Source organism: Arthrobacter sp. 10T425 (assembly GCF_056393985.1).
The window spans coordinates 41,061-65,114 of sequence record NZ_JBFTGZ010000010.1 but is presented as its reverse complement, the minus strand read 5'-3'; the positions used below and the strand labels follow the sequence as shown (position 1 = coordinate 65,114).

The 24,054-nt window shown below is 66.4% G+C and carries 21 protein-coding genes and 1 tRNA gene; 9 read left to right on the top strand and 13 right to left on the bottom strand.

What is annotated here, in order from left to right; translation table 11 throughout:
• Positions 1-72: 72 nt before the first annotated feature.
• The gene (locus AC1DDH_RS13170; RefSeq protein WP_476955591.1) at positions 73-1,071 is read right to left on the bottom strand and encodes a hypothetical protein; all 999 of its coding nucleotides are present in this window, start codon (positions 1,069-1,071) and stop codon (positions 73-75) included.
• Between the two features lie 155 nt (positions 1,072-1,226).
• Here AC1DDH_RS13170 and AC1DDH_RS13165 point away from each other — a divergent pair, with 155 nt between their 5' ends.
• Together AC1DDH_RS13165 and AC1DDH_RS13160 are read left to right on the top strand one after the other, a co-directional pair.
• Complete coding sequence (locus AC1DDH_RS13165) at positions 1,227-1,772, top strand: peptidylprolyl isomerase (RefSeq protein WP_026538031.1); 546 nt, start codon at positions 1,227-1,229, stop codon at positions 1,770-1,772.
• A gap of 9 nt (positions 1,773-1,781) precedes the next feature.
• On the top strand, positions 1,782-2,651 hold the full coding sequence (locus tag AC1DDH_RS13160) for a rhomboid family intramembrane serine protease (RefSeq protein ID WP_230008395.1): 870 nt from the start codon (positions 1,782-1,784) through the stop codon (positions 2,649-2,651).
• Between the two features lie 1,115 nt (positions 2,652-3,766).
• On the opposite strand, the gene AC1DDH_RS13155 is transcribed toward AC1DDH_RS13160, so the two are convergent.
• Both AC1DDH_RS13155 and AC1DDH_RS13150 read right to left on the bottom strand, forming a co-directional pair.
• Positions 3,767-4,372, bottom strand: a complete 606-nt coding sequence (locus AC1DDH_RS13155; protein ID WP_476870304.1) for a DNA-3-methyladenine glycosylase I — start codon at positions 4,370-4,372, stop codon at positions 3,767-3,769.
• Positions 4,373-4,477: 105 nt separating this feature from the next.
• Positions 4,478-4,732, bottom strand: coding sequence for a cell division protein CrgA (locus AC1DDH_RS13150; RefSeq protein ID WP_028278234.1), 255 nt, complete (start codon positions 4,730-4,732; stop codon positions 4,478-4,480).
• Between the two features lie 177 nt (positions 4,733-4,909).
• Between AC1DDH_RS13150 and AC1DDH_RS13145 the strand changes: the two genes are divergently transcribed.
• Together AC1DDH_RS13145 and AC1DDH_RS13140 are read left to right on the top strand one after the other, a co-directional pair.
• A complete protein-coding gene (locus AC1DDH_RS13145) occupies positions 4,910-5,677 on the top strand; it encodes a class E sortase (protein ID WP_476859648.1) in 768 nt (255 codons plus the stop codon).
• 170 nt (positions 5,678-5,847) lie between these two features.
• Positions 5,848-6,489 (top strand): anthranilate synthase component II, encoded by a 642-nt coding sequence (locus AC1DDH_RS13140; protein ID WP_476856755.1) that lies wholly within the window; start codon positions 5,848-5,850, stop codon positions 6,487-6,489.
• Between the two features lie 63 nt (positions 6,490-6,552).
• Here AC1DDH_RS13140 and pknB read toward each other — a convergent pair whose 3' ends face one another.
• Genes pknB through AC1DDH_RS13105 form a run of 7 tightly spaced genes read right to left on the bottom strand, consistent with a single transcriptional unit; the run spans position 6,553 to position 16,312 of the window.
• Positions 6,553-8,526 carry a Stk1 family PASTA domain-containing Ser/Thr kinase gene (pknB, locus tag AC1DDH_RS13135; RefSeq protein WP_476955590.1) on the bottom strand — a complete coding sequence of 658 codons (1,974 nt, stop codon included), beginning with the start codon at positions 8,524-8,526 and terminating at the stop codon, positions 6,553-6,555.
• Positions 8,527-8,532: 6 nt separating this feature from the next.
• The gene (locus tag AC1DDH_RS13130; protein WP_476850714.1) at positions 8,533-10,377 is read right to left on the bottom strand and encodes a protein kinase domain-containing protein; all 1,845 of its coding nucleotides are present in this window, start codon (positions 10,375-10,377) and stop codon (positions 8,533-8,535) included.
• A complete protein-coding gene (locus AC1DDH_RS13125; RefSeq protein WP_476850715.1) occupies positions 10,374-11,831 on the bottom strand; it encodes a peptidoglycan D,D-transpeptidase FtsI family protein in 1,458 nt (485 codons plus the stop codon). The genes AC1DDH_RS13130 and AC1DDH_RS13125 overlap by 4 nt, the downstream gene beginning before the upstream one ends.
• Positions 11,828-13,273 carry an FtsW/RodA/SpoVE family cell cycle protein gene (locus AC1DDH_RS13120; RefSeq protein ID WP_476850716.1) on the bottom strand — a complete coding sequence of 482 codons (1,446 nt, stop codon included), beginning with the start codon at positions 13,271-13,273 and terminating at the stop codon, positions 11,828-11,830. The genes AC1DDH_RS13125 and AC1DDH_RS13120 overlap by 4 nt, the downstream gene beginning before the upstream one ends.
• A complete protein-coding gene (locus tag AC1DDH_RS13115; protein WP_476955589.1) occupies positions 13,270-15,081 on the bottom strand; it encodes a PP2C family protein-serine/threonine phosphatase in 1,812 nt (603 codons plus the stop codon). Before AC1DDH_RS13115 ends, AC1DDH_RS13120 begins: the two co-directional genes overlap by 4 nt.
• 2 nt (positions 15,082-15,083) lie before the next feature.
• Entirely contained in the window at positions 15,084-15,566 is a 483-nt protein-coding gene (locus AC1DDH_RS13110) for an FHA domain-containing protein FhaB/FipA (protein ID WP_018775647.1), read from the bottom strand.
• Positions 15,563-16,312, bottom strand: coding sequence for an FhaA domain-containing protein (locus tag AC1DDH_RS13105; RefSeq protein ID WP_223914854.1), 750 nt, complete (start codon positions 16,310-16,312; stop codon positions 15,563-15,565). The genes AC1DDH_RS13110 and AC1DDH_RS13105 overlap by 4 nt, the downstream gene beginning before the upstream one ends.
• 384 nt (positions 16,313-16,696) lie before the next feature.
• Here AC1DDH_RS13105 and AC1DDH_RS13100 point away from each other — a divergent pair.
• Positions 16,697-16,779, top strand: a tRNA-Leu gene (locus AC1DDH_RS13100).
• A 224-nt stretch (positions 16,780-17,003) separates the two neighbouring features.
• On the opposite strand, the gene AC1DDH_RS13095 is transcribed toward AC1DDH_RS13100, so the two are convergent.
• Entirely contained in the window at positions 17,004-17,696 is a 693-nt protein-coding gene (locus AC1DDH_RS13095) for a TetR/AcrR family transcriptional regulator (protein WP_476850718.1), read from the bottom strand.
• A 194-nt stretch (positions 17,697-17,890) separates the two neighbouring features.
• Between AC1DDH_RS13095 and AC1DDH_RS13090 the strand changes: the two genes are divergently transcribed.
• From AC1DDH_RS13090 to AC1DDH_RS13075, 4 genes are all read left to right on the top strand, one after another.
• Positions 17,891-19,279, top strand: a complete 1,389-nt coding sequence (locus AC1DDH_RS13090) for a flavin monoamine oxidase family protein (protein ID WP_476850726.1) — start codon at positions 17,891-17,893, stop codon at positions 19,277-19,279.
• Between the two features lie 54 nt (positions 19,280-19,333).
• Complete coding sequence (locus AC1DDH_RS13085; RefSeq protein WP_459383496.1) at positions 19,334-20,293, top strand: universal stress protein; 960 nt, start codon at positions 19,334-19,336, stop codon at positions 20,291-20,293.
• A 14-nt stretch (positions 20,294-20,307) separates the two neighbouring features.
• On the top strand, positions 20,308-21,840 hold the full coding sequence (locus AC1DDH_RS13080; protein WP_476931833.1) for an APC family permease: 1,533 nt from the start codon (positions 20,308-20,310) through the stop codon (positions 21,838-21,840).
• Positions 21,841-21,968: 128 nt separating this feature from the next.
• A complete protein-coding gene (locus AC1DDH_RS13075; RefSeq protein ID WP_476955588.1) occupies positions 21,969-22,451 on the top strand; it encodes a pyridoxamine 5'-phosphate oxidase family protein in 483 nt (160 codons plus the stop codon).
• A 98-nt stretch (positions 22,452-22,549) separates the two neighbouring features.
• Here the strand turns inward: AC1DDH_RS13075 and AC1DDH_RS13070 are convergent, their stop codons facing one another.
• Positions 22,550-23,188 carry an NADPH-dependent F420 reductase gene (locus tag AC1DDH_RS13070; RefSeq protein ID WP_230008242.1) on the bottom strand — a complete coding sequence of 213 codons (639 nt, stop codon included), beginning with the start codon at positions 23,186-23,188 and terminating at the stop codon, positions 22,550-22,552.
• Between the two features lie 53 nt (positions 23,189-23,241).
• Entirely contained in the window at positions 23,242-23,874 is a 633-nt protein-coding gene (locus AC1DDH_RS13065) for a hypothetical protein (protein WP_230008241.1), read from the bottom strand.
• Positions 23,875-24,054 lie beyond the last annotated feature (180 nt).

Below are 24,054 nucleotides of genomic sequence, written 5' to 3'. Positions count from 1 at the left end.
TGCAGGTCACCTGCCGGCAGCGGGACTGCCCGGCGCAGGGTCTCGACTCAGCCGGCCTGTGCCGGCCAGGTTCTACTTGCCGGGCTTGTCTGCGCCGTTGTTCAGGCTGGCCGCGATGTTGCGTACGGCCGTTTTGGCGTCGGTAGCAACCTTGTCGGCGGCCTCAGCGGCGTTGCCGGCGGCGTCCTTGGCCGTTTCCGCGGCTTTGTCCGCCGCGGTGGCTGCGGAATCGGAAGCCTCCTTGGATGCCTCAGCCGCGGAGTCCGCTGCCGCTACAGTCGCGGAACCGGCCTTGTCGGCGGCGTCCTTCAGCGATTCGCCGGCCGGGGCGGCCGTGGGGGCGGGCTTTACCGGCGTCGGTACCTTCCAGGGGTCCTCCACCGGCCTGGACGCCCGCCAGGCGGCGACACCGGCTGCAACGGCGGCAGCGATGATGCCGAAGATCAGCAGGCCGCGGTGCTTGGGCTTCTGCTGCTTGGCGAGCTTGGCATTAGCCGTCTTGGTGACCTCATTGGCGGCCGCCTTGATGTTCTTGCTGGCGTTCTTGCCTGCCTTCTTGGCGTGTCCCTTGACGGCCTGGGCCTGCGTCTGGACGCCGGTGACAACACCGGAATCAACAAGCTTCTGTGCGACGGCGTCCACGTGGGCCGGGGCGTTTTCCAACGTGCGGTGGACGGCCACGGAAGCCTGCCCGATCTGGTCGGAAAGCCTGGGCAGGTACTCGACAACAACCCGGTCGCGTGCATTGGCGATGACCGGGGCTGCCTTGTCCACAGCTTCGTGCAGGCGCGGGGTAGCGCTGTCCGCGGCATCGTGGATCCTCGGCGCCAGCTGAGCCAGGCCATCCTGAAGGCGGGGAGTGACAGTGGCAACGCCGCCGGCCAGATTGTGGGCCGCCGACTTGAGGCCCTCCTGGATCTTGGGAGAGGCGGTGTCCAGTCCGTGCTGCAGGCGGGGAACAGCCCAGTTCACGGCAGCCTCAACCCGCGGGGCCGCCCAATCCTTGGCGCTGTCTACTCCGGTGCTGACTGACTGCTCCAAGTCACGGGCAATACGATCCGTTTTCTTCACAACTACCTCCCGATTAATGTGACGGTTCTGCTGTTAGCCTACGTGTCTAGGAACGCACCGGCTATTCTTCAGGCCGATTTCCAGTGGATTTCACCCAGCGCGGAACTGACTGTGCGGCCCTATGCGGGCGTAGCCGTCATGGAAGAATGGGCCCTATGACTGCCAACGCAACCGCAAAAGCCACCATCCACACGAGCCTCGGCGACATCGTCGTCAACCTCTTTGGCAACCACGCGCCGAAGACCGTCGACAACTTCGTCGGGCTGGCCACCGGTGAGAAGGCCTGGACCCACCCGGAAACGGGCGAGGACAAGACCGGCACGCCGCTCTACAACGGCACCATCTTCCACCGCATCATCAAGGACTTCATGATCCAGGCCGGCGATCCGCTGGGCCGCGGCACCGGTGGACCGGGCTACAAGTTCGACGATGAGATCCACCCGGAACTGACTTTCAACGAGCCGTACAAGCTGGCCATGGCCAACGCCGGCGTCCAGATGGGCCGCGGCACCAACGGCTCGCAGTTCTTCATCACCACCATCCCCACCGGCTGGCTGCAGGGCAAGCACAGCATCTTCGGTGAGGTCGCCGATGACGAATCCAAGAAGGTCGTCGACGCGATCGAAGGCGTCCGCACCGGCATGGGCGACCGCCCCGTCGAGGATGTCACCATTAACAGCATTGACATCGAAAAGCTCTAACCCACCACCATGAGCTACGGAATTCCGGCGGCAGAGCCGTCCGCAGAGGTCCCGGTATGCCCCAGACACCCGGACCGGCCCGCCTATGTGCGTTGCCAGCGGTGCGGGCGCCCTGCGTGCCCCGACTGCCAGCGGGCGGCCGCCGTCGGATTCCAATGCGTTGACTGTGTCAACGAAACCAAGCGCACGACGCCGGCCGTCAGGACCGTCTACGGCGGCGCCGTGACCGCCGGCAAACCCGTGGTCACTTACGTGATCATCGCGCTGTGTGCCCTTGTCTATGCGCTGCAGTGGATAGTCCCCAACGACGGGATTTACCAGCAACTGGCCTACGCTCCCGCCCTGACCGGCGTTGAACCGTGGCGGATGCTCACCTCGGCGTTCCTGCACTCGCAGGGATTCCTGCTCCACATCGTCCTGAACATGTACACGCTGTGGATATTCGGCCAGATCCTCGAGCCGCTGCTGGGCCACGCCCGCTTCCTGGCCATCTACCTGCTCTCGGCCGTCGGAGGCTCCGTCGGCTTCCTCCTGCTGACCCCGGTGTATCCGCTGAACGGCCCGGTGGGCCTCGTCGGCGCCTCCGGCGCCATCTTCGGCCTGTTCGGCGCCCTGCTGGTGGTCCAGCGCCAGCGCGGCGGCGAAGTCCGCCAGCTCCTGGTCCTGATTGCCATCAACGGCGTCATCGGCTTCATGGTCCCGCAGATCGCCTGGCAGGCCCATCTTGGCGGCCTCGTCACCGGCGCCCTGAGCGCCGCCGTGATTGCCTACACCCCCCGCGGCCCGCGGCAGACCCTGCTGCAGGCCATCGGCCTCGCGGTGGTCCTGGCCCTGGTGATCGCCGTGTCCGTCGTGCGGATGGCCGGCGCCGGCGCTTAGCCCGCTCCTGCCGAAGTCCCCGGCCGCAATCGGCCGTAACCGGCCGGAATTGAACGCCCGGCCCCTTCACTCTTTTGCAGTGTTTCCCTCGCTGGTGTTCCTTGGCTGTTCCCTCCGCTTTGTGGGTCTTTCCCCCTGTACACCCGGGCCGCGCCCCGAACCTGAATCACAGGTGCGGATCCGAGAGTTTTCCACAGCGGTTATCCACATTGTTAATAACTTACAAGCGTGTAGTTCACTGTGACGACCCGGTTCTGACCGCCCGGGCTGGCGATTATCCAGCTTGCAGGCGATGCTGCCGACCCGATCTCCACACCTGTGGATAACTTCTGTGGGTTGCCCTGTGAGTAAGTGGACAACTTTGCCCGCCCAGGCCCTGTTACCTGGCGCTGGGCGGCACCAGCCCTGTTCCGGCCCTGCGCCGCTGGCACTCCAGGGAGTACTCCACAGAACGGTGCCACGGGCACGCCAGGGACCGGTGCCTCAGGACCTCCAGGCGGCGCCGCGTCTCCCCGACGTTCTCCCAGCACTGTCGCCCCCACAGGGCCCGCGCGCGGCGGCGGCAGGTCGCGACGGGCCGTGGGACGGCCGCGGTGTGTGTTTCAACAGGGTTATTCACAGTGTTAATAACTTGATGGTCTGAGCATCCGCGGGATTTAACCCGGCTCATGGCCCGGCAGAGGGGGTTGCGGCTCCGATGCGCCGGCTGTTATCCCCAGCTGTGGATAACTTGTGGGTAGTGAGCTGTTATTAAGTGGATAACTCGCCCGGTGCAGCTGTGGTCGGGACGGGCCACAACGGCGGGCGGCCGGCCTGCCCCGAGGCGGCCCCGAGGCTGCCGTGAGCCGGCCGTGCGGCGGGACCGCGGTGCCATCCGCGGCCTGTTGCCGGGATCGGGGAACTTGTCCACAGGAAATCCACACTGTTAATAACTTACAGCCGTGTAATTCAGAACCGTCCGGGGATCTCAACAGTGGCTTTGCGCCCCGCTGTGGCCTCGGAACCCGGCTGAACCGCATGAAGACCCGGAAACTTATGAACAGTGTGGATAAGTTTCCCCAGACTTGTGCACAGCTGTGGATAATGAGGCGGGACCTCGCCGGGTCGCCGCCGGGTCAATGTGGCCAGACGCCCGATGACCCGCGCCGGTGGCTGTCCAGCAGATGGGTGTCCACCATTCCGATGGCCTCCATGAGCGCGAACATCGTGGTGGGCCCCACGAAGGCGAAGCCCTTCTTGCGCAGCGCCTTGGAGAGCGCGACGGACTCGGCCGAGGTGGTGGGGACCTCATCCAGGGAGTTCGGCCGGGGTGTGGCGGGCGGCTGGAACGCCCATACGAAGTCAGCCAGGCCGCCGTCGTCCCTCAACGCCAGAGTAGCGCGGGCATTGGTGATGGTTGCCTGGATCTTCAGCCGGTTCCGGACGATCCCGGCATCGAGCATGAGCCGCTCCACATCGGCGTCCGTGAAGCGCGCCACCAGTTCCGGGTCGAACTCCTTGAACGCCGCGCGGAAAGCGGGCCGCTTGCGCAGGATCGTCGCCCATGAAAGCCCCGCCTGGAATCCCTCGAGGCTGATGCGTTCGTAGAGGCCCTGTTCGTCCCGGACGGGCATGCCCCATTCGGAGTCGTAATACTCGCGCAGCATGGGATCCACGGCGGCCCACGCCGGCCGCGCCAGTCCGTCGTCGCCAATGGTCGAGCCGTTTACTGCCGGGGTCATCTGGATTCCTTCGCTGGGCCGGGACTAGTGCTGTGGGTTAACGGCGACGGGCCGGCACACTGTGTGTACCGGCCCGTCAGGGATCTGCGCCGCGCGGGCCTGGTGTCAGGAACGCCAGCGTGTGGTCATCAGGAAGCCGATGATCGCGATTCCGAAGCCGGCGACGATGTTCAACGAGCCCCAAGCCTGAACCGGGAAGGCGCCCTCTGTGATGTAGAACGTGATGATCCACAGCAGGCCAATGATCATCAGGCCAAACATGACGGGCTTGAACCAGACCGGATTGGGCTTGTAGGCCTCCGCGGCAGAAGTCTGCGGGGCCACACGGGCAGTCCTTTTACGCGGCTTCGACTCGGGCACTGATCCTCCTTGGCGGGCTGGAACAAGAGCGGCCAACGTGGCTTGGTATCCTGCAGGAAGCGAGCCCCCGCCGGCCAACGTGCTCTTGGTCGAGCTTGAATTCTTGTGTCGCACAATTCTAGCTGTAGTTCCGGCCACGCCGTGGACCCGCGCAACCGTCCTGGAGGAGAACCCGCAGTGCTGGAGTTGGAGCAGGAATCCGGCCGGACGGCGCGCAGCCGCCGCGGGCTGCTCCTGCGCTCCATCCACGTCGCGGGCGAGCTGCTCCTGACCGTGGGCGTCATTGTCCTGCTCTTTGTAGCCTGGCAGTTGTGGTGGACGAATGTGGCCTCCGACGCCCGGCAGCGCGAGGCGGTGCACGACTTTGCCCGCGGGATTGGAACAGCCGCTCCCGCAGCGCCGCCTCTGCCGTCGGCTGTTGCCCCGGATCCCGCCGTCGCGCCCGAACCGGCCGAGGGCGCGACCATCGGCATCCTGTATGTTCCCCGTTTCGGCGCCGGATACACGCGTCCAATCGTTCAGGGAACCACTCCGGCGGTGTTGGACACTCTGGGCATCGGGCACTATCAGGGCACGGCCATGCCAGGGGCTGCGGGAAACTTCGCCCTGGCAGGGCACCGGCAGACCCACGGCGCCGTCCTGGACCATATCGACGCCCTGGTGCCCGGGGACCGGATCTACGTCCAGACCCGTGAGGGCTACTATGTCTACGTGTTCCGGAACAGCCAGACAGTCCTCCCCTCGCGGACCGATGTGCTGTTGCCGGTGCCGATGCGGCCGGGCGCCGCGCCGACAGAGAGCTACCTGACCATGACGAGCTGCAACCCGCGGTTTGGCTCCGAGGAACGCTTTGTGGCCTACGCCCTGCTGGAGCGGTGGCAGTCCCTTTCGGCTGGACCGCCGGCTGAAATTTCCCGGGCGGCCCGCGCGGCCGGGGAAGGCTGACGAATGTATGGCTGGCTTTTCCGCCGCCTTCCCGGGCCCTTGTGGCTCAGGATTGCGACCGCGCTGGTGCTGGCGGCCGGAGCACTGGTATTGATGGTTCAGTTCCTTTTTCCCTGGCTGGCGCAATTCACCCAGTTAACAGATTCAACGATTGGTTCGGCAAGGCACCCATGAGCACAACGAAGATCCTGGTCGTAGACAACTACGACAGCTTTGTCTACACCCTGGTCGGCTATCTCCAGGAGCTCGGTGCGGAGACCACCGTAGTCCGCAACGACGACGTCACGCTCGCCGAGGCGATCGAAATGGCCGAGGCGCGGGACGGGGTCCTTATCTCTCCCGGTCCGGGGAATCCAGCCGGGGCCGGCGTCTGCATTGAGCTGATCAAGTGGTGCGGCAGCTACGACAAGCCCATGCTGGGTGTCTGCCTGGGGCACCAGGCGCTGGCGGAGGCCTACGGCGGAACCGTGACGCACGCTCCCGAACTGATGCACGGCAAGACTTCCCTCGTCGAACACCATGGAACCAGCGTCTTTGCGGGGCTCCCGTCGCCCCTCACGGCCACCCGCTACCATTCGCTGGCCGCTGTCCGCGAGAGCATCCCGGAGGTCCTGGAGATCACCGCGGAAACGGGCACCGGTGTGGTGATGGGCCTGCAGCACCGCACCGCCCCGCTGTGCGGCGTCCAGTTCCACCCGGAATCCGTCCTGACCGAAGGCGGCTACCAGATGCTCGGCAACTGGCTGGAGTCACTGGGCATGGCGGGCGCTGCCGAACGGGCAGCGGACCTGAGCCCGCTCATCAAACACTGACCCGGCAGGCACTGAAAGCGCGGGCGCGGCGGTAGCCGGCACCTTAGGTTTTTCCCGACCGGGTTAGGGGAACAGTCCGCCCAGGGCCGCGTCCTCTTTGGACGCGCTCTTGGTCGGCGTCGGTGTGGGCGACGGCGGGGGCGGCGGCGGCGCCGGTGCCTTCGCCACGGTCACGGTAATGGTCTTGCCCTGTTCGACGAGCGAATCCGCGGCATCGGCCTGGCCTGTCACCTTGCCCGGAGCCACCTGGGAGTTCTCCACCTCGGTGGCCTTGAGCACCAGGCCCTGTTCCTTCAGTTTCGCCTCCGCCTCCGCCAGCGGCAGCCCGATCAGCTGCGGCACAGCCACCTTGCCGGTGGAGACGACGATTTCGACCGCGTCCGCCACGGCCACAATCTGGCCGGGGGCCGGGTTGGTGGTGATGACAATGCCGACCGGAACCGTGGGGTTGTTGGACATCTTGGTGGTGAGGGCGCCAGTCAGCCCCGTTTGGTGGAGAAGATCGCGGGCTGCCGCCTCGGTCCGGCCGGGCAGATCCGTCGGAATGGTGATCGCGCTGGGGCCCTCGGAGATGTTGAGGATGATGTCCGAGTTGGCGTCCATGGAACTCCCCGACGTCGGCACGGTGCCAATCGCGGTGCCTTTGGGAATGCTCTCGTGCTGCAGCCGTTGGAGCTGTGGCTTGAAACCTGCGTTGTACAGCCTTTGCAGGGCCTCTGATTCCGTCAGGGACGTCACCGTGGGAACCAGTACCTTGGTTGCCTGCGGCGGGGCCTGATTCATGAGGTTGTACAGCCACAGGCCGCCGCCGGCCAGCACCAGCAGTGTGAGGACCACGAGCGTCGCGATCCAGGTGCGGCGGCGCGTCTTCTGGCGCGGGGTGTGCTCGCGTTCGACCGGCAGCGCCAGCGGCAGGCTGCCGGTGTCCGCAATGCCATAGAGTTCGGTGCCCGCCGGCTGCAGCACTTCCTCGTCGTCGGGTATTTCTTCGGCGGGCCGCAGCCGGCCGCCGGGGGAATCGTCGAGGAACTTGGCGCCGGTCAGGGAGAAAGCTGCCGTGGGCGCCAGGGGGTCGTGCCGGGGAACCTCGTTGGTGGGGTCGGTGGGGGCCTCGCTGGCGGACGGCGCCGTCACCGGAACGCCGCTGCGCGCGGCCCGCAGGGCGCGGCGGAAGGCGGCGGCGTCCTGGAAACGGTCTGCGCGGTTCTTCTGCAGCGCCTTAATCAACACGCTGTCCAGCGCGGCGGAGACTTCGGGATTGAGGCTGCTGGCGGGCTCGGGGATCTCACGAACGTGCTGGTAGGCCACGGAGACGGGGCTGTCGCCGATGAACGGCGGCCGGCCGGTCAGCATCTCGTAGAGAAGGCATCCGGCGGAGTACAGGTCGCTGCGCGCGTCGACGGCTTCGCCCCGGGCCTGTTCCGGGGACAGGTACTGTGCCGTGCCGACGACGGCCTGCGTCTGTGTCATGGTGGCGGACGAATCCGCAATGGCGCGGGCGATTCCGAAGTCCATGACCTTGACGCTGTTTGAATCGGGGCAAAACATCACGTTGGCGGGCTTGATGTCGCGGTGCACGATCCCGGCCTTGTGGCTGTAATCGAGCGCGGACAGCACGCCCAGGGTGAAGTCGATCGCCTGGTCGATGGTGACGTCCTTGGCCCGCACCATGTCGCGGATGGTCTTGCCGGAAACGAACTCCATCACGATGTAGGGCACCCGGACGCTGTCGTCGTGATCACCGGGGACCGCGTGGTCCCCGGTGTCGAAGACAGCCACAATCGAGGGGTGGTTGAGTGCCGCGACAGCCTGGGCCTCGCGCTTGAAGCGGGCCTGGAACTGCGGATCCCGGGCCAGGTCCGGGCGCAGCAGCTTGACGGCCACGGTACGTCCCAGCCGGGTATCGAGGCCGCGGAAAACATCCGCCATGCCGCCACGGCCGATCAGCTCACCCAGCTCATAGCGCCCGCTGAGGACGCGCTGCGTGTTCGCCGGGCGTTCCTCCCTGTGCGACGGAGTGCGGGGTGTATTGCTCATGATCGTTTAGGGTCCGGACTTGGTAGCTGAAGGTGAAGGGGATGCGGCCGTGGCCTTGGCGAGGTGGTAGGTCACGACGCTTCCCGCGGTCACTTTGGACCCGGAAGGAGGCTGCGAGCTCACGAAAGTGCCCGGATCTTCCTTCTTGTTCGTGGGACTGACGTCGGCTCCCTTGGCCCAGCGCAGCCCGGCGTCCTGGATTGCCTGCTGGACTTCAGCCTCGCTGGCGCCCGCCTTGATGGACGGGACGTCGACCATTTCCGGGCCCTTGGAGTAGCTGACCGTGATGGTGGTGCCCGGCTGGACGGCACCGGAGGGATCGATGTTGGTGACGGTGCCTGGCGTCGCGTCGTTGACGACCTCGACACCGGTGACTTGCAGCCCCTTGCCAATCAGCTCATTGCGGACATCGTTGTACGGCCGCCCGAGGTAGGCGTCCGGGATCAGGTTGACCGCGGCCGGGGTGGATTCGGTGGGTGTCGCTGAGCTGGGCGTGGGGGTGGGGGTCTCGGTCGGGGAAGCCGACGACGCCGACGGCGTGGCACTGCTCGGTTTCGCGATGCTGGACGTGGCACTGCTCGTGGCCGGACCCTGCGAGGGGAAGAGGCTGCCGGCCTGGCTCAGGACCACACCGACCAGGGCGAACACCACCAGCAGGATCAGCGCAATCAGCGGCCACGTCCACGGGCTGCGTCCGCGGCGCTTCGGCTCCTCCTCCGGCTCGTCGTAGTCTTCTTCCTCCTCTTCCTGCACCCAGCTTCGCTCGGCCGCCAGGGCATCGGCGCGGTTGAGAGCGTTGCGGGCGCCGTAGCCGCTGGCTGCGGCAGCGCCTGCTGCCAGGCCCGCGGCCGCACCTGCACCGGCGGCGCCCACGACGGGCAGCGCGGACGTCGCCGACGTCGACTTGTCCTCCGCGGCGCTGGAGCCAATGACGCTGGTGGCCGCTGTGGGGACGTCGACGGGGGCCGTGATGGGCCCGGTGGCTGCCTCGAAAAGCAGCATGCCCGGTACGGCTGCGTGTGCGGCGGCGATATCACCGTTGCGGATGGCCTCGGCCGCCTCGGACAGCTTGATGGCGTCGGCCGGGCGGTTCTTCGGATCCTTGGCCAGCATGGACATCAGCAGGGCGCGGACGGGCCTGGGCAGCGTGTCCGGCAGGGGCGGAGGCGCATCGTTGACCTGGGCCAGCGCGATGGCGATCTGGGATTCCCCGGAGAACGGCCGGTGGCCCGTGAGGCACTCGTAGCCGATGACGCCGAGGGAGTAGATGTCCGAGGCTCCGGTGGCAGTCTGCCCCGTGGCCTGTTCGGGTGCCAGGTACTGGGCGGTGCCCATCACCTGGCCGGTCTGGGTCAGCGGAACCTGGTCGGCCAGGCGCGCGATGCCGAAGTCGGTGACCTTGACGCGGCCGTCGGGGGTGATGAGCAGGTTCCCCGGCTTGATGTCGCGGTGCACGAGGCCCTGGGCGTGGGCGACTGCCAGGGCCCGCGCCGTCTGGGCGATCATCGAAAGGGTGCGGTCCGGGGAAAGCACCTGTTCGTGCTCGATGATGCTGCTCAGCGGCTGGCCCGGAACCAGTTCCATGACCAGGTAGGCGGAACCCTCTTCCTCGCCGTAATCGAAGACGTTGGCGATGCCCACGTGGTTCAGCAGGGCGGTATGGCGTGCCTCGGCGCGGAAGCGCTGCAGGAAACCGGGGTCGCCCGTGTATTCCTCCTTGAGCACCTTGATGGCGACGATGCGGCCAAGGATCAGGTCTTTGGCTTTCCAGACTTCTCCCATGCCGCCGATCGCAATGCGCGTGGTCAGCTGGAATCTGCCGCCGAGGGTGATTCCCGAAGTAGGCCTCACTTATTCAACACCGCCTCAAAAATCTTCTTCGCGTTCGGACTGGTTAGGTTTGCGCCAGTGGTGATGTCTACGCCTTCCATGACGATGGTGACGGCCACTTGCGGGTCATTTGCCGGGGCAAACCCGGTAAACCAAGAATTGTTCAGGCCGTTGCCGAGTTCCGCGGTACCGGTCTTGCCGGCCACCTGGACACCGGGCACGGCCGCACGGTGTGCGATGCCGTCGTCGACAACGCTGACCATCCACTCGTTGATCTGCCGTGCGATCTCCGGAGTCGTGGCGGTGCGCAGGGCCTGGGGTTTCGGTTCGTTGATCGTCCGCAGGTCGGGGGCGCGTACGGCCTTGATCAGGTTCGGCTGCATCTGCACTCCGTCGTTGGCGATCGCCGCCGTCATGGTGTTGATCTGCAGCGGCGTCGCGCGGACGTCGCGCTGGCCGATCGAGGACTGCGCCAGCCCGGCGTCGTCCAGCGGTTCGGTCGGGAAGAAGCTTGGGGCGCTGTCCAGCTTGAGCTGGTCGCCGAAGTCCTGGCCGAAGCCGAATTTCTCCGCCTCGTCCGCGATGGCTTTCTGCTTCAGGTCCAGGGCGATGCTGGCGAACGGTGTGTTGCAGGACTGCTGCAGGGCAAACGCGAACGACGCCGTCGTGCGTGTGTAGCAGTTGCCGCCCGCGTAGTTGGGCAGCTTGTAGTCGATGCCGGGGAAGGACATCTCGGCCGGGTTGGGCAGGTCGCTGTCCTTGTTGTACTTGCCCGATTTCAGCGCCGCAGAGGTGTCGATGAGCTTGAACACCGATCCCGGTGCCAGCAGCTCGCCCGTGGGTCCAGAGACGTTCTGGTTCAGGTTGATCCCGGGGACCTGGTTCAGCTCGGTGTAGTTGGCCTGTTCGGCGGCAGCGTCCTGGGTGGCAATCAGGTTGGGGTCATAGGACGGTTTGGACACCATGGCCAGGACCGCGCCGGTCTTCGGGTTGGTGACAACGATGTGCCCGCGAATGCCGTCCGGGATGAGGTCGTACGCCAGCTTCTGGAGCTTGGGGTCCAGGGTAAGCTCCACGGACGCGCCCTTGGGCTGGTTGCCGAGGAACAACTGGCCCACCCGGTCCAGGAACTGCTGGTCCGAGCTGCCGGCCAGGACATCGTTCATGGACTTCTCGAGTCCGGTGAGGCCGTAGTTCTTGGAGAAGTAGCCGGTGACGCCCGCGTAGAGTTCGGGCTGGGAGTAGGTCCGCTGGAATTTGCAGCTTTCCGTGGCGGGCACGGACTCTGCCACCGGGGTGCCGCCGACAATGATCGCACCGCGGTCGTTGCAGTAGTTCTGCAGGATGGCGCGCCTGTTCCAGGCGTTGGCCTTAAGCTCGTCGGCGCCAACCACCTGCACATAGCTGAGCGCGCCGAAGATCAGCACGAACATCGCGATGGCGGCAATCCATGAATTGCGGATGGCCTGGTTCACAGCTGTTTCACCGCCTCGGTGGGTGCGTCGGGACTGTTACGGGGATCCGGCGCCGGTTTGGCAGGCAGCACGGGGAAGTTCTTGCGCGCACCGGGTTCCTGGCCGGGCGGCAACGGCGTTGTATCCACCGGGCCGCGCGCGGAGTGCGAAATCATGAGCAGCAGACCCACAATGATCCAGTTCGCCAGGAGCGAGGACCCGCCGGCGGCGAGGAACGGCGTCGTAAGTCCGGTCAGGGGGATCAGGCGCGTCACGCCGCCGATCACCACAAAGCACTGCAGCGCGATCGCGAAGGAGAGCCCGGTGGCGAGCAGTTTGCCGAACGCGTCACGGGTGCCCAGCGCGGCGCGGAAGCCCCGGGTGAACAGCAGCAGGTACATCAGGACGATCGCGAAGACGCCGATCAGGCCCAGTTCCTCGCCAAAGGAGGCGATGATCATGTCGCTGTTGGCGAAGGGGACGAGGTTGGGCCGGCCCTGGCCGAGGCCGGTGCCGACCAGGCCGCCGTTGGCCATGCCGAACAGGCCCTCGACAATTTGGAGGCTGCCGCCGAACTGCCGGCCGTAGACCTCATCGGTGAACGCGTTGAGCCAGCCGTCGATCCGCAGGGCCACGTGCGAGAACACGCGGGCAGCGACGACGCCGCCGACGGCAATCAGCACGAGGCCGATGATCACCCAGCTGATGCGGCTCGTGGCGACGTAGATCATGACGAGGAACAGGCCGAAGAACAGGATCGAGGATCCCAGGTCACGCTGGAAGACCAGCACGCCGATGCTCACGAGCCAGGCGGTGATCATGGGGCCCATGTCCTTGAACCGCGGGAACTGCACCGGGCCGATCTTGCGGCCCGCCAGCAGGATGAGGTCCCGGTTCGACGACAGATAGCCGGCGAAGAAGATGGCCAGCGTGATCTTGGCGATTTCACCCGGCTGGAAGGTCATGGAACCGATCTTGATCCAGACGCTGGCACCCAGGACCTCTCCGGCGGAGACGCCGGGAACCAGCGGCAGGATGAGGAGCACGGCGCTGATGGCCAGGGAGATATAGGTGAAGCGGCGCAGGATCCGGTGGTCCTTGAGGAACCAAATGACCGCGATCGCGACCGCCATGGCCACCAGGGTCCAGCGCAGCTGGTTGTTGCCGGTGTCTTCGCCCACCCTGTCCAGCCGGTGGATCATGGCCAGGCCCAGCCCGTTAAGGGCGACCACGAGCGGAAGTATTACCGGGTCGGCATATTTTGCGCGGAGCCGCAGCACCACATGGAAGGCGAGGGCGGCCAACGCCAGGAGTCCGGACTGGAACCAGAAGTCGGTGTCAAACGCTTTTTGCCGGTCCACGCCCACGAGTGCCTGGGCACCAATCCCTACGGCGAGGGCGAGGACCAGGAGGACAAGCTCCACGTTTCGTCGTGGCCTGGGCACGGGGTCGATGGGTGTCATTTGGCCCCCTCGCAATTCGTAGTCGGGGTGGCGGATGGCGACGGCTTGGCCGCTCCAGGGGAGGCTGTGGCACTTGGCGACGCCGTGGAGCCCGGCTTGGCCGTGGTGCCGGGGGAGGGGGTGGCACCGGCGGCCGTCGCTGCGGGGGACGGGGTGAGGCATTCATCGGCCGGGGCGGTCGTGCCGGTGCGTTCCAGGTTTTTGACGATCCGCTGCGCGTCGTAGAGGTCGCGGGCGGGCACAGTCTGGCGCACCCGCTGCTGCGAAAATTCGGGAAGGTCGGACATCTTGATATCGGTTACCGCTTCGAGAGTGGAAAGCTGGATGGGTCCGAGACGCTGGGAGACGCCGTTGAAGATGGCCACATGCTGATCGTGTTCGCCGATGTAGTAGCGCGTCTGGGTCCAGGCGTAGCCAAGCCAGAGTCCGACGGCCAGCAGCGCGACGATCGCGGCGGCAATGGATACGGTAAGCCACCGGCGCGGCCGTCCGGCGGGCCTGAAGTCGTCTGCCTCCTCGCGGTCCTGTTCGGACTTGTGCGTGAGGACCGTGGCCGCGCGCCGGGCCACGGTGCGTCCGGCGATGGAAGGAATGGACCCTGATTCCGCTGCTGCGGCGGCGGCCCCGACAAGTTCGTGCGGGCGCATGGAGAGTTCTTCCCGCAGGACTTCGGCCGAGAGGTGTTCGCCCAGATGCGGGTCGGTGGTGGTCTCGGGTTCCTTGCCCTCGGCGGCCTTCTGTGTGGCGGCGGCCGGCGATGTGCCGTCGGCCGGGGACCCTGCGGCCGGGTCGGCCGGCGGCCCCGAGGCTCCTGCCGCGGCGGCCAGCGCGGCGGGCCCGGTGTCCTGGACGGAGTTGTCCTTCTTTACGGACTCGTTTACGGACTCGCCGGGGGTTTTCGCGGCACCAACGGTGCTCCCGGCCAGGGGCCCGGCCAGGGGTCCGGCCGGGGCGGCGGGCGCTGACGTCCCGGCGGCCGCTGCGGGCGCGGGCACGACGTCGACGGCGGCGGTCCGGACGTCATCGCGTGTCGGCTCGGCGATGTCGAGTACCACCACGGTCACGTTGTCCGGGGCGCCGGCCTCCAGCGTGAGTTCAACCAGCAGTTCGGCGCATTCGCCCAGGTCCTTCGTCTCCCGGACGGTGCGCTCCACGACGTGGCCGGCCACATAGTTCAGGCCGTCCGAGCAGAGCAGCCATCGTTCCCCGGCCTGGACTGCCAGTGTGTCAAGATCAAGCTCCGGGCTGGCATCGACGTCGCCGAGCACGCGCATGAGGACGTTCTTGTGCGGATGCGTTTCGGCCTCTTCGGGGCGGAGCCTGCCCTCATCGATGAGCCGCTGGACAAAGGTGTGGTCGACACTGACCTGTTCGAACTCGCCGTCGCGCAGCCGGTAGGCCCGGGAGTCGCCGATGTGGGCGAAGTGGAGCTTTCCTTCGGCGAGGAGCAGGGCCGTGACCGTGGTGCCCATCCCGGCGAGCTTGGGATTCATGTGCACCAGTTCGGACAGCAGGGAGTTGGCCGTCTGGATTTCGTCGGCGAGCACGGTCCCGGCGTCGCCGTCGTAGTCGTCATGGTCCAGGTGGATCATGTCCAGGACGGTCGCGGCGGAGGCGACGTCGCCGCCGGCATGGCCACCCATGCCGTCGGCAACGACGGCGAGGTGCCGGCCGACGTAGGCGGAGTCGTCATTCTTGGCGCGTATGCGGCCGACGTCTGACCGCGCGGCGTAGCGCATGATGAGCGGCCGCTTCGGGGCAGTTGGCTTGCCTTCGGCCCTGTCTGCGGGAAATTCCGGGGCAGCCACGGCTACGGCCTCAATTCGATGACCGTCTTGCCGATTCTCACGGGGACGCCCAGCTCCACCGGGAGGGCCCGGGTCAGCTGCTGGTCTGCCAGATATGTGCCATTAGTGGAGCCGAGGTCCTCGATGAACCAGCGGCTGCCCTGCGGGAACAGGCGGGCATGGCGGCCCGAGGCGTAGTCGTCCTCCAGGACCAGGGTGGCTTCCTGTGCCCGGCCAAGGAGGATGGGGCTCGCCGCGAGGGCGATGGTGGTGCCCTTCAACGGCCCCTCGGTCACGATCAGCTGGCGGGCCTGCTGTTTGACGGGGGCGGGCGGCGGTTCAGCAAGGGAAGGATTCTTGCGCACCTGGCGTGCCGTGGGGGCACCGGCCGCCGCCTTGCGGCCGATCATCAGGTCGCGGCGCATGGCCGAGACAATGCTGAAGATCAGCACCCACAGGAGGATGAGGAACCCGAAACGCAGGGCCGTGATGGTCAATTCGCTCATGCGTGGCCGCCTGGGTGGGCGGGCAGTAGGCGGAAGATGATTTTGGTTCGTCCCATCATGATCGTGGCGCCGTCAGCAAGATCCGAACTGCCTACGATCTTTTGGCCGTTGACGTAGCTGCCGTTCGTGGAGCCGAGATCGATCGCCTGGGCCGTACCAGGCCCAGTCCGGATTTCCAGGTGGCGGCGCGAAACGCCGGTGTCGTCAATAAGGATGTCTGCTTCGGAGGACCGTCCGAGGACGATTGAGGGCGCGTTCAGCGAATAGCGCTGGCCGTCGATGTCCAGCACAGGCTGAAGCTGCGCCGGCTGGCGTGTCGGAGCCGCGGGTACGTTGCCGTGAATACCCGGCTGCGCCGGGACGGAAGGGGCGGAGGCTTTCTCGGTCCGCGAGGTGATGTCGAAATTCCCGGCGCGGTGCTCCTCATCGCGGCGGAAACTGATCCGGACCGGGCCCTGGAGGGTGTAGCCCTGGCTGCGGACATGGTTGATGACGACGTCGCACAGTTCCTCCGCGAGCGGTGTGCCCCATTCCTGGGCGCGCTGGAAGTCCTCGCTGCTGAGGAGTACGTCAAAAACGTTAGGGGCCAGGGTGCGTCCCGCGGCGATCGTGATGGCCTTGTTGTCCACCTCGGTGCGGAGGCGGCTCGCGATCTCGACAGGCTCAACCTGGGCGCGGGAACCGGTGGAGAAGACTCCGCGGACGGCCTTTTCGATGCCGCGCTCGACTTTGTCCAGCAATCCCATGGTCCTTCTCCTTTCCTGTTGGCTGCGGGGCAGCGGTCGTTCCGGAACTCGGTTTCCAACTTTTGCGAGCCCGCGCTCAGCGGACACTCCTACATCAGATACTACTGGGCGTGTCTGGGAATGGCCTCAACGGACGCCGCCGGGGCGACGTCAAAATGAGTGCCCGCCGCGCCCTGACGTGCGCGGACACCGCCGCCCGGACTGCCGCGGCGGGTCCCCGCGTGACGCCCGGCCGCGGGGCAAACGTGGCCGGCAAACGACCCCATTCAGGGGGCTCTGGGGCTCGATTGGTGTTTTCCGGCAATTGTCCGTTATGCTTGATCTCGCTGCTTTTACGAGGTTGGCGGTCCGGGAAACCGGCCCTATCCGAGTGGAAGAAGTTGCGCGCGAGTGGCGGAACGGCAGACGCGCTGGCTTCAGGTGCCAGTGTCCGAAAGGGCGTGGGGGTTCAAATCCCCCCTCGCGCACGCAATCGAAAGAACCCCGGTCTTGGACCGGGGTTCTTTTGTTTAACCCGCGCGGGGGCAGCCGGCGTCGGAGTTTCCCGGTTTCCCCACATTCGAAGGCTTGGCCCGGCGTGTTGCGCCGACCCGCCGGTGTGGGGCGGCGCCGGTCCGTCAAAAGTGGGGAAACTCCGCAGCAGCGGACTCCGCAGCAGCGGACCACGCGGCAAGACCACGCGGCAAGACCGCTAGGCTGCCCGCAGCGCCCCGAGCCCGGCGAGGAGTGCCTCGAGTCCCAGCTTGAAGGCGACGTCGGCCGGTTTTTCATGGCCTTCCTCGGCCAGGCGCTGGACGGCGGCGGTGAAATGCGGTGTCGACGCGGCCATGGTGCCGGAATCGAAGATGTCCGCGGGTGCGGTGACGTCGTAGGCGGAGCCAAAGATGAACGATTCGATCGCGACAATGGCCGGGACAATGCGCTCCTGCGGAAAGCCTGCGCGGCTGAAACCGGCACTGACGGCCTCATACATGGCCAGTGTCTTGGGCGCGTCGGTCACGGGCAGTACGGCAATGACGGGAATCAGTGGGGTGTGCTTGGAAAATACGTCGCGGTAGCTCCAGGCCCAATCCCTCACGGCCTGTTCCCAGTCCCCGGCCTCGAAGGCGGTGACGTCCACGAACGAGGTCAAGTGGTCCTGGACGAGGACCAGCACGTCCCGTTTGGACGAGACATGGTTGTACAGCGCCGAGGGAGCCACGTTGAGGGTCCGCGCCAGGGCAGCCATGGTGAACCCGTCGTAGCCGCTCTTGCCAATCAGCTGCAGGGCCGCCACGGTGATGCCGTTCTGGTCCAGCACTGCCGCGGCGGGCCGTCCCGCACGGCGGCGGGGCCTGGCTGCGGGGCCGTGCGGATCGGCGGGGGCGCTGGTTGCTGCCGTCATTCCGGGCCTTTCTTCTCTGCTTGGCTTCTCAGTTTGGCTGGCGGGTTCGGGGTGAGCCCGTTCTGCCCCTACTTTACGGGCGAAATTCATTAGGCGGAGGGTCTTCCCCGAAGCGTGTGGAAGGTCTATCATTCTAAATGAACGCCATTCATTTTGTGGTCCGCATCACTCTAGCGGCCACGGGGAGGAACATCATGCTGGAACTTGACCGCGACGTCGTCATCGTAGGAGCCGGCCCGTCAGGCTTGACCGCCGCCCGCGAGCTGAAAAAGGCCGGACTCAGTGTGGCGGTGCTCGAGGCGCGGGACCGCGTGGGCGGCCGGACCTGGACCGACACGGTTGACGGGGCCATGCTCGAGATCGGCGGCCAGTGGGTTTCGCCGGACCAGACCGGGCTCCTGGGGCTCCTGGATGAGCTCGGACTGCAGACCTATTCCCGCTACCGCGACGGCGAATCCGTCTACATTGGCGCGGACGGCAGGCGCACCCTGTACACCGGTGACACCTTCCCGGTCAGCGAAACCACCGCCGTTGAAATGGACAAGCTCACGGCACTGCTGGACTCCCTGGCCGCGGAGATGGTTCCCGAGGAGCCGTGGGCCCACCCCAAGGCCCGCGAGCTGGACACCATCTCCTTTCACCATTGGCTGCGGCAGAACTCAACAGATGAGGAAGCCTGCAACAACATCGGCCTGTTCATCGCCGGCGGCATGCTGACCAAACCGGCCCACGCCTTCTCCGCCCTGCAGGCCGTCCTCATGGCTGCCTCGGCGGGGTCCTTCACCAACCTCACGGATGAGGACTTCATCCTGGACAAGCGGGTTGTCGGCGGGATGCAGCAGGTTTCGCTGCTGCAGGCCGCGGAACTGGGCGACGACGTCGTCCTCGGCAGCCCGGTCCGCACCATCAACTGGGCCAATGACGCGAGCGGAGGCTACCGTGTCACTGCCGTCTCCGACCGGGCCACGGTGAACGCACGTTTCGTCATCATGGCCGTGCCGCCAAACCTCTACACCCGGGTGTCCTTTAACCCGCCGTTGCCCCGCCGCCAGCACCAGATGCACCAGCACCAGTCACTTGGCCTGGTCATCAAGGTCCACGCCGTCTACAGCAGCCCGTTCTGGCGCGAAGACGGCCTGTCCGGGACGGCCTTCGGCGCCGGCGCCATTGTGCAGGAGGTCTACGACAACACCAACCACGAGGACCCGCGCGGCACGCTGGTGGGCTTTGTCTCGGATGAGAAGGCCGACGCCATGTTCGAGCTCAGCGCGGAGGACCGCCGCCGCGCCATCCTCGAGTCGATTGCGTCCTTCCTCGGCGAAAAGGCCCTGGATCCCGAGGTTTACTACGAGTCCGACTGGGGTTCGGAGGAATGGACCCGGGGGGCTTACGCCGCCAGCTACGACCTTGGCGGACTGCACCGCTACGGCAAGGACCAGCTGACGCCGGTCGGGCCGATCTACTGGTCCTGCTCGGATCTTGCGGCCGAGGGCTACCAGCATGTTGACGGCGCCGTCCGGATGGGGCAGCTCACGGCGGCCCGGATCGTCGCTGCTGCGGACCGTGCGTCCGTCGCCTCGTAGAGAATCCCAACAATTCAGTTGAATGCAGTCCAGTTCAGTTAGGAGAGCGGCCAGATGCGTTACGTAGTGGGGTATTCAGCCAATGCCAGGGGCCATGATGCGGTCAATCTGGCCGTCTCCCTGGCGCTCGGGCGGGGGGCGAGCCTGGACCTTGTGCTGGTGGTGCCCGAAGTGCAGCAGTCCGGGCACGCCCTCGCGCCGAAGGCCGGCTTCGAAAATCTGCTCACCGAGCAGGCCCAGGAGTGGCTCGACCAGGCCCTGGCGCTGGTTCCATCCAGTGTCCCGGCGCAGGCACACATCCGCAGCCATGATTCCGACGCGCACGCACTGATCGAGGCGGCCGAGGAATTGGGCGCGGACATGCTCATCATCGGGGCCACCAGCACCGGACTCTTCAAACGGTTCACGATCGGGTCGGTGGCCAGTGCATTGCTCCACGCCTCGACCGTTCCGGTGGCCCTGGCACCGCACGGCTATCACCGCCAGGAGGCTCTGACCCGGATCAGTTGCGGGCTCGGAACCCGGGCCGGTGCGGAGAAGCTGCTCGAATTCGCCCTAGGCATGGCGTCGAACCGGGACGTGCCACTGCGGGTGGTGTCGCTTCTGGCCCTCGACGGCGACGCGGCCGATTCAGCCGACGCGGCCCGGGAGTATGCGGCCAAGTGCCTTGCCGACGCACTGGCTGCCGGCGGGCCGGCAGTCCCGGGGGAGGCGAAGGCGGAGGTCCCGGGGGAGGCCAAGACGGAAGCCCAGGTGGAGGCGAAGACGGAAATCGTCGTCGCCCACGGGCGCAGCATCGAGGAAGCCGTGGACCGCCTGGACTGGGAAGACGGCGAGGTCCTGTTGATCGGATCCAGCCGGCTTGCCAAGGGCCGGTCCATCTTCCTCGGCAGCACAGCGGGCCGCATTCTGCGCGCCCTGCCGGTGCCGATGATCGTGGTCCCCAGCGACTATGAACTCAAGCACCTCAATCATTCAGCGTCGAGTGACACCCCCCGAGAGGCACAACAATGAGCGCAGACCATGCGATGTCCAAGCCGTCGCAGACAGGACAGCACACAGGACAGCACACCGAACAGCAGCACGGACTGAGTGAGAAGGGCCTGAAAGCAGGATCGGTGGGGCTCATTGGCGCCGTCGTCATCGGCATTTCCTGTATCGCCCCGGCATACACCCTCACGGCCGCCCTGGGTCCCACCGTGGCCGAGGTCGGCGTGCAACTGCCGGCGATCTTCCTGGTGGGCTTTATCCCCATGCTGCTGGTGGCCTTCGGCTACCGGGAGCTGAACAACGCCATGCCCGACGCCGGGACCTCCTTCACCTGGGCGTCGCGGGCGTTCGGCCCCTGGATTGGCTGGATGGGCGGCTGGGGACTCATCGCCGCCACCATCATCGTGCTCTCGAACCTGGCCGCCGTCGCGGTGGACTTCTTCTACCTCATGCTGGCGCAGATCTTCGGCAATCCCGAACTCGCCGACCTCACCACCAACCTGCCGCTGAATATCGCGACCACGCTGGTGTTTATCGCCCTCGCGTGCTGGATCTCCTACCGCGGCATGGAAACCACCAAGACCGTCCAGTACGTTCTCGTGGGATTTCAGTTGCTGGTCCTCGCCTGGTTCTCGATCTCAGCGTTCAGCCACGTCGCCAACGGAACCGCCTTTGACGCCACGGCCATCTCCCCGGACTGGTTTAACCCGTTCGCCGTGGGATCCTTCTCCGCCTTCGCCGCCGGCGTTTCGCTGTCCATCTTCATCTACTGGGGCTGGGACGTCACGCTGACCATGAACGAGGAGACCAAGAACCCGGAGAAAACGCCGGGACGTGCCGCCACGATCACCGTGCTGGTCATCGTGATCATCTACATGACGGTTGCCCTGGCCACGCTGAGCTACGCCGGCGTCGGCGACACGGGGCTGGGCACCGGCAACCCGGAGAACCAGGGCAGCATCTTCGCCGTTCTGGCGGGACCGGTAATGGGCCCGTTCGCCATCCTGATGTCCCTGGCTATCCTGAGCAGCTCCGCCGCGTCTCTGCAGTCCACATTTGTCTCGCCGGCGCGCACCCTGCTGTCCATGGGCCATTACCGGGCGCTGCCGCAGAAGTTCGGCAGGATCAGCCCCACATACAAGTCGCCGAGTTATGCCACGATCGCCTCTGCCATCGCGGCCGCGGCGTTCTATGTCATCACCCGGACCACGTCGGAAAACGCACTGTGGGACACCATCACGGCCCTGGGTATGATGATCTGCTTCTACTACGGCATCACCGCGTTGGCCTGTGTCTGGTTCTTCCGCGCCGAGGCGTTCAGCGGAGCGAGGGCCTTCTTCTTCAAGTTCCTCGCGCCACTCCTGGGCGGCGTCATCCTGCTGGTCATGTTCGTCAAGACCGCCTACGACTCCATGGATCCCGCGTACGGATCAGGGTCGTCGATCGGCGGTGTGGGGCTGGTCTTCATCCTGGGCATGGGCGTCCTCCTGCTGGGCGTGGTGCTCATGCTGGTCATGGCCAAGCTCCGCCCCGAGTTCTTCAGGGGCCAGGTCCTGACCCGCGGGCACTGAGTCCACTGCCGGTTCAGGGAAGGTCCCGGGAAGGTCTCCGGCCGGCAGCCATTGGAAAGTAAGCACACTTACCAATAGGCTGTCCGGAGGGGGACCTTCCTCCGTTGGAACCAGAACGAGGTGAGAGCATGTCGGATGCCGAAAGCATCAGCAAGGTCACGGACATCATCAACGATTCGCACATCGGAATGTTCACCACCATCAACGAAGCAGGCGCGCTCGTCAGCCGGCCACTGGCCGTCCAGGAGGTCAAAGACGACCGCGACGTGTGGTTTTTCACGTCGGCGACCACCTCTCAGGTGGCCCACATCCGCGCCAACCCGGCGGTGAACGTCTCCTTCGGCAAGCGCACCGAGTGGGTTTCGGTGGCCGGGACCGCTGAAGTGGTCACTGACCGGCAACTGATCCACGACATGTGGAATCAGGTGGTGGAGGCCTGGTTCCCGGACGGGCCGGACACCCCTGAGGTGGTCCTGCTCCACGTCGACTCGGACTCCGCCGAGTACTGGACCAGCCCGGGCGGCACGGCGGCCACCGTGCTGCAGTGGATCAAGTCCAAGGTGACCAACAGCCGGATGAGCGTGGGCAACAGCGGAACGGTCGAGCTGTAGCGCGCCGAACCCGGGCCACTGCCCGGTCTCACCGGTGGATATTGCCGCTCGATATCACCGCTCTGGGCCTATGACGGCCGATCGGGACCGGACTGCTCCTAGTCGGTGATTTTCAGGCCGGTGCCCCAGTTGAAGGTTGGATACGCGGGGTTGGCCTGCAGCGCCATGACCAGCAGCATGAAGCCCTCGAGTTCTCGGGCGTGACGCAGTCCGCCCACCTGGAGCGGACGCAGCCCAGCGGCTTCGGCGAAGACCGCAACCTCGTTGCGGGCCTCTTCGGAGTCCGAGGCGATGAAGACATCCATCGGCTGGCCGCCGGCTGCCCCGGACCCGAGCGGGCCGGCAAAGGTGGTGTTGAAGGCTTTCACCACCCGTGCGCCCGGGAGCAGTCCGGCGATTTCCTCCGCCGCCGACGTCCCCGGGGCGACCACCAGCGAGTCGAAGGTTTCGGTGTCAATCGGATTGCTGATGTCCACCACCGTCTTGCCGCTGAGCGTGTCGCCGAAATGCGTGGCAACTTCCCTGGCCGGGCCGAAGTACAGCGCGAGGACGACGATGTCTCCCTCGGGAACCTCGCTCAGGCCGCCGGAGCTGGTGGTGCCGCCAAGTTCAGCAGCGAGCTTGGCGGCATTCTCCGGCGTCCGGTCCAAGATCTGGACGGAGCGCCCGGCGGCGACAGCCCGGGTTCCGATCGCCCGTGCCATATTGCCGCTGCCGATGATCGTGATGTCAGTCATGATGGAACCTTTCCAAGGTGGCCGCGAACTGCCGGATCGGCAATTCCGGGGAATCAGCCGTGCGCGTGGTCCGGGCCAGGCGGCCCGGCGGCGCTGACGCCGGCCGCGCGTTCGGCGGCAGCGAGGGCATGTTCCAGCCGTTCCACGGCCGGGGCGTAGGCGGCATCGGTGCAGGCGCGGTCCGTACGGCCGCCGAGGCCCTCGGCGGCCTTGATCGCCCGGATCAGTGCCGCGGTTTCCGGTTGCCGGGTATCGCTCATCGCGGGATAGTCAATCGAGAACCCCGGATCCAGTTCGTACCGCTGCCACCGGGCGAGGGCGCTCCGGTGCCGTGCGGCGGCCGCCTCGTTCAAGAGCCGGGTTTCCCGGCTGGCCCGGCGGGCTTCCTGCCGGCGGAGCAGCCGAGGTGCCGCAGCCACGGCCGCCAGGGCAGCCCCCGCGGCCAGCATCCCGAGCGCCAGGCCGGCCCAGGGCCATGTGGAGGAGGCCAGGACGATGGCGGGCACAATGACGGCGAGTCCGGCGAATGCGTCCCAAAACGCGCCGTCCGCGCCTTCGGAAGGCCCGTCGTCGGCCGCCAGGTGCTTGCGGGCGAAATAGACCGAGGCGAACGCTGCCCCGGCAACCAGAATGGCGAGGGCCAGGAACTGCCAGGCCGCGAGGGCGCCGGATAGTGAAAGCGTCATTGCACACCTCCCCGGAACGGTCCCGGGCGGGCGCTGTTCCGCTAGTTCCATTGGAATCCCTGGCGGCGGGGCCGTCAATGCCTGCCGGGCCGGGGCAATGCCCGGCGCCAGCGCTGACGCAAACCCAGGCGCCAAGGCCCGGTGCGGAGGCCGCGTCGCGGTTCCTACCCCGAGCCTCCC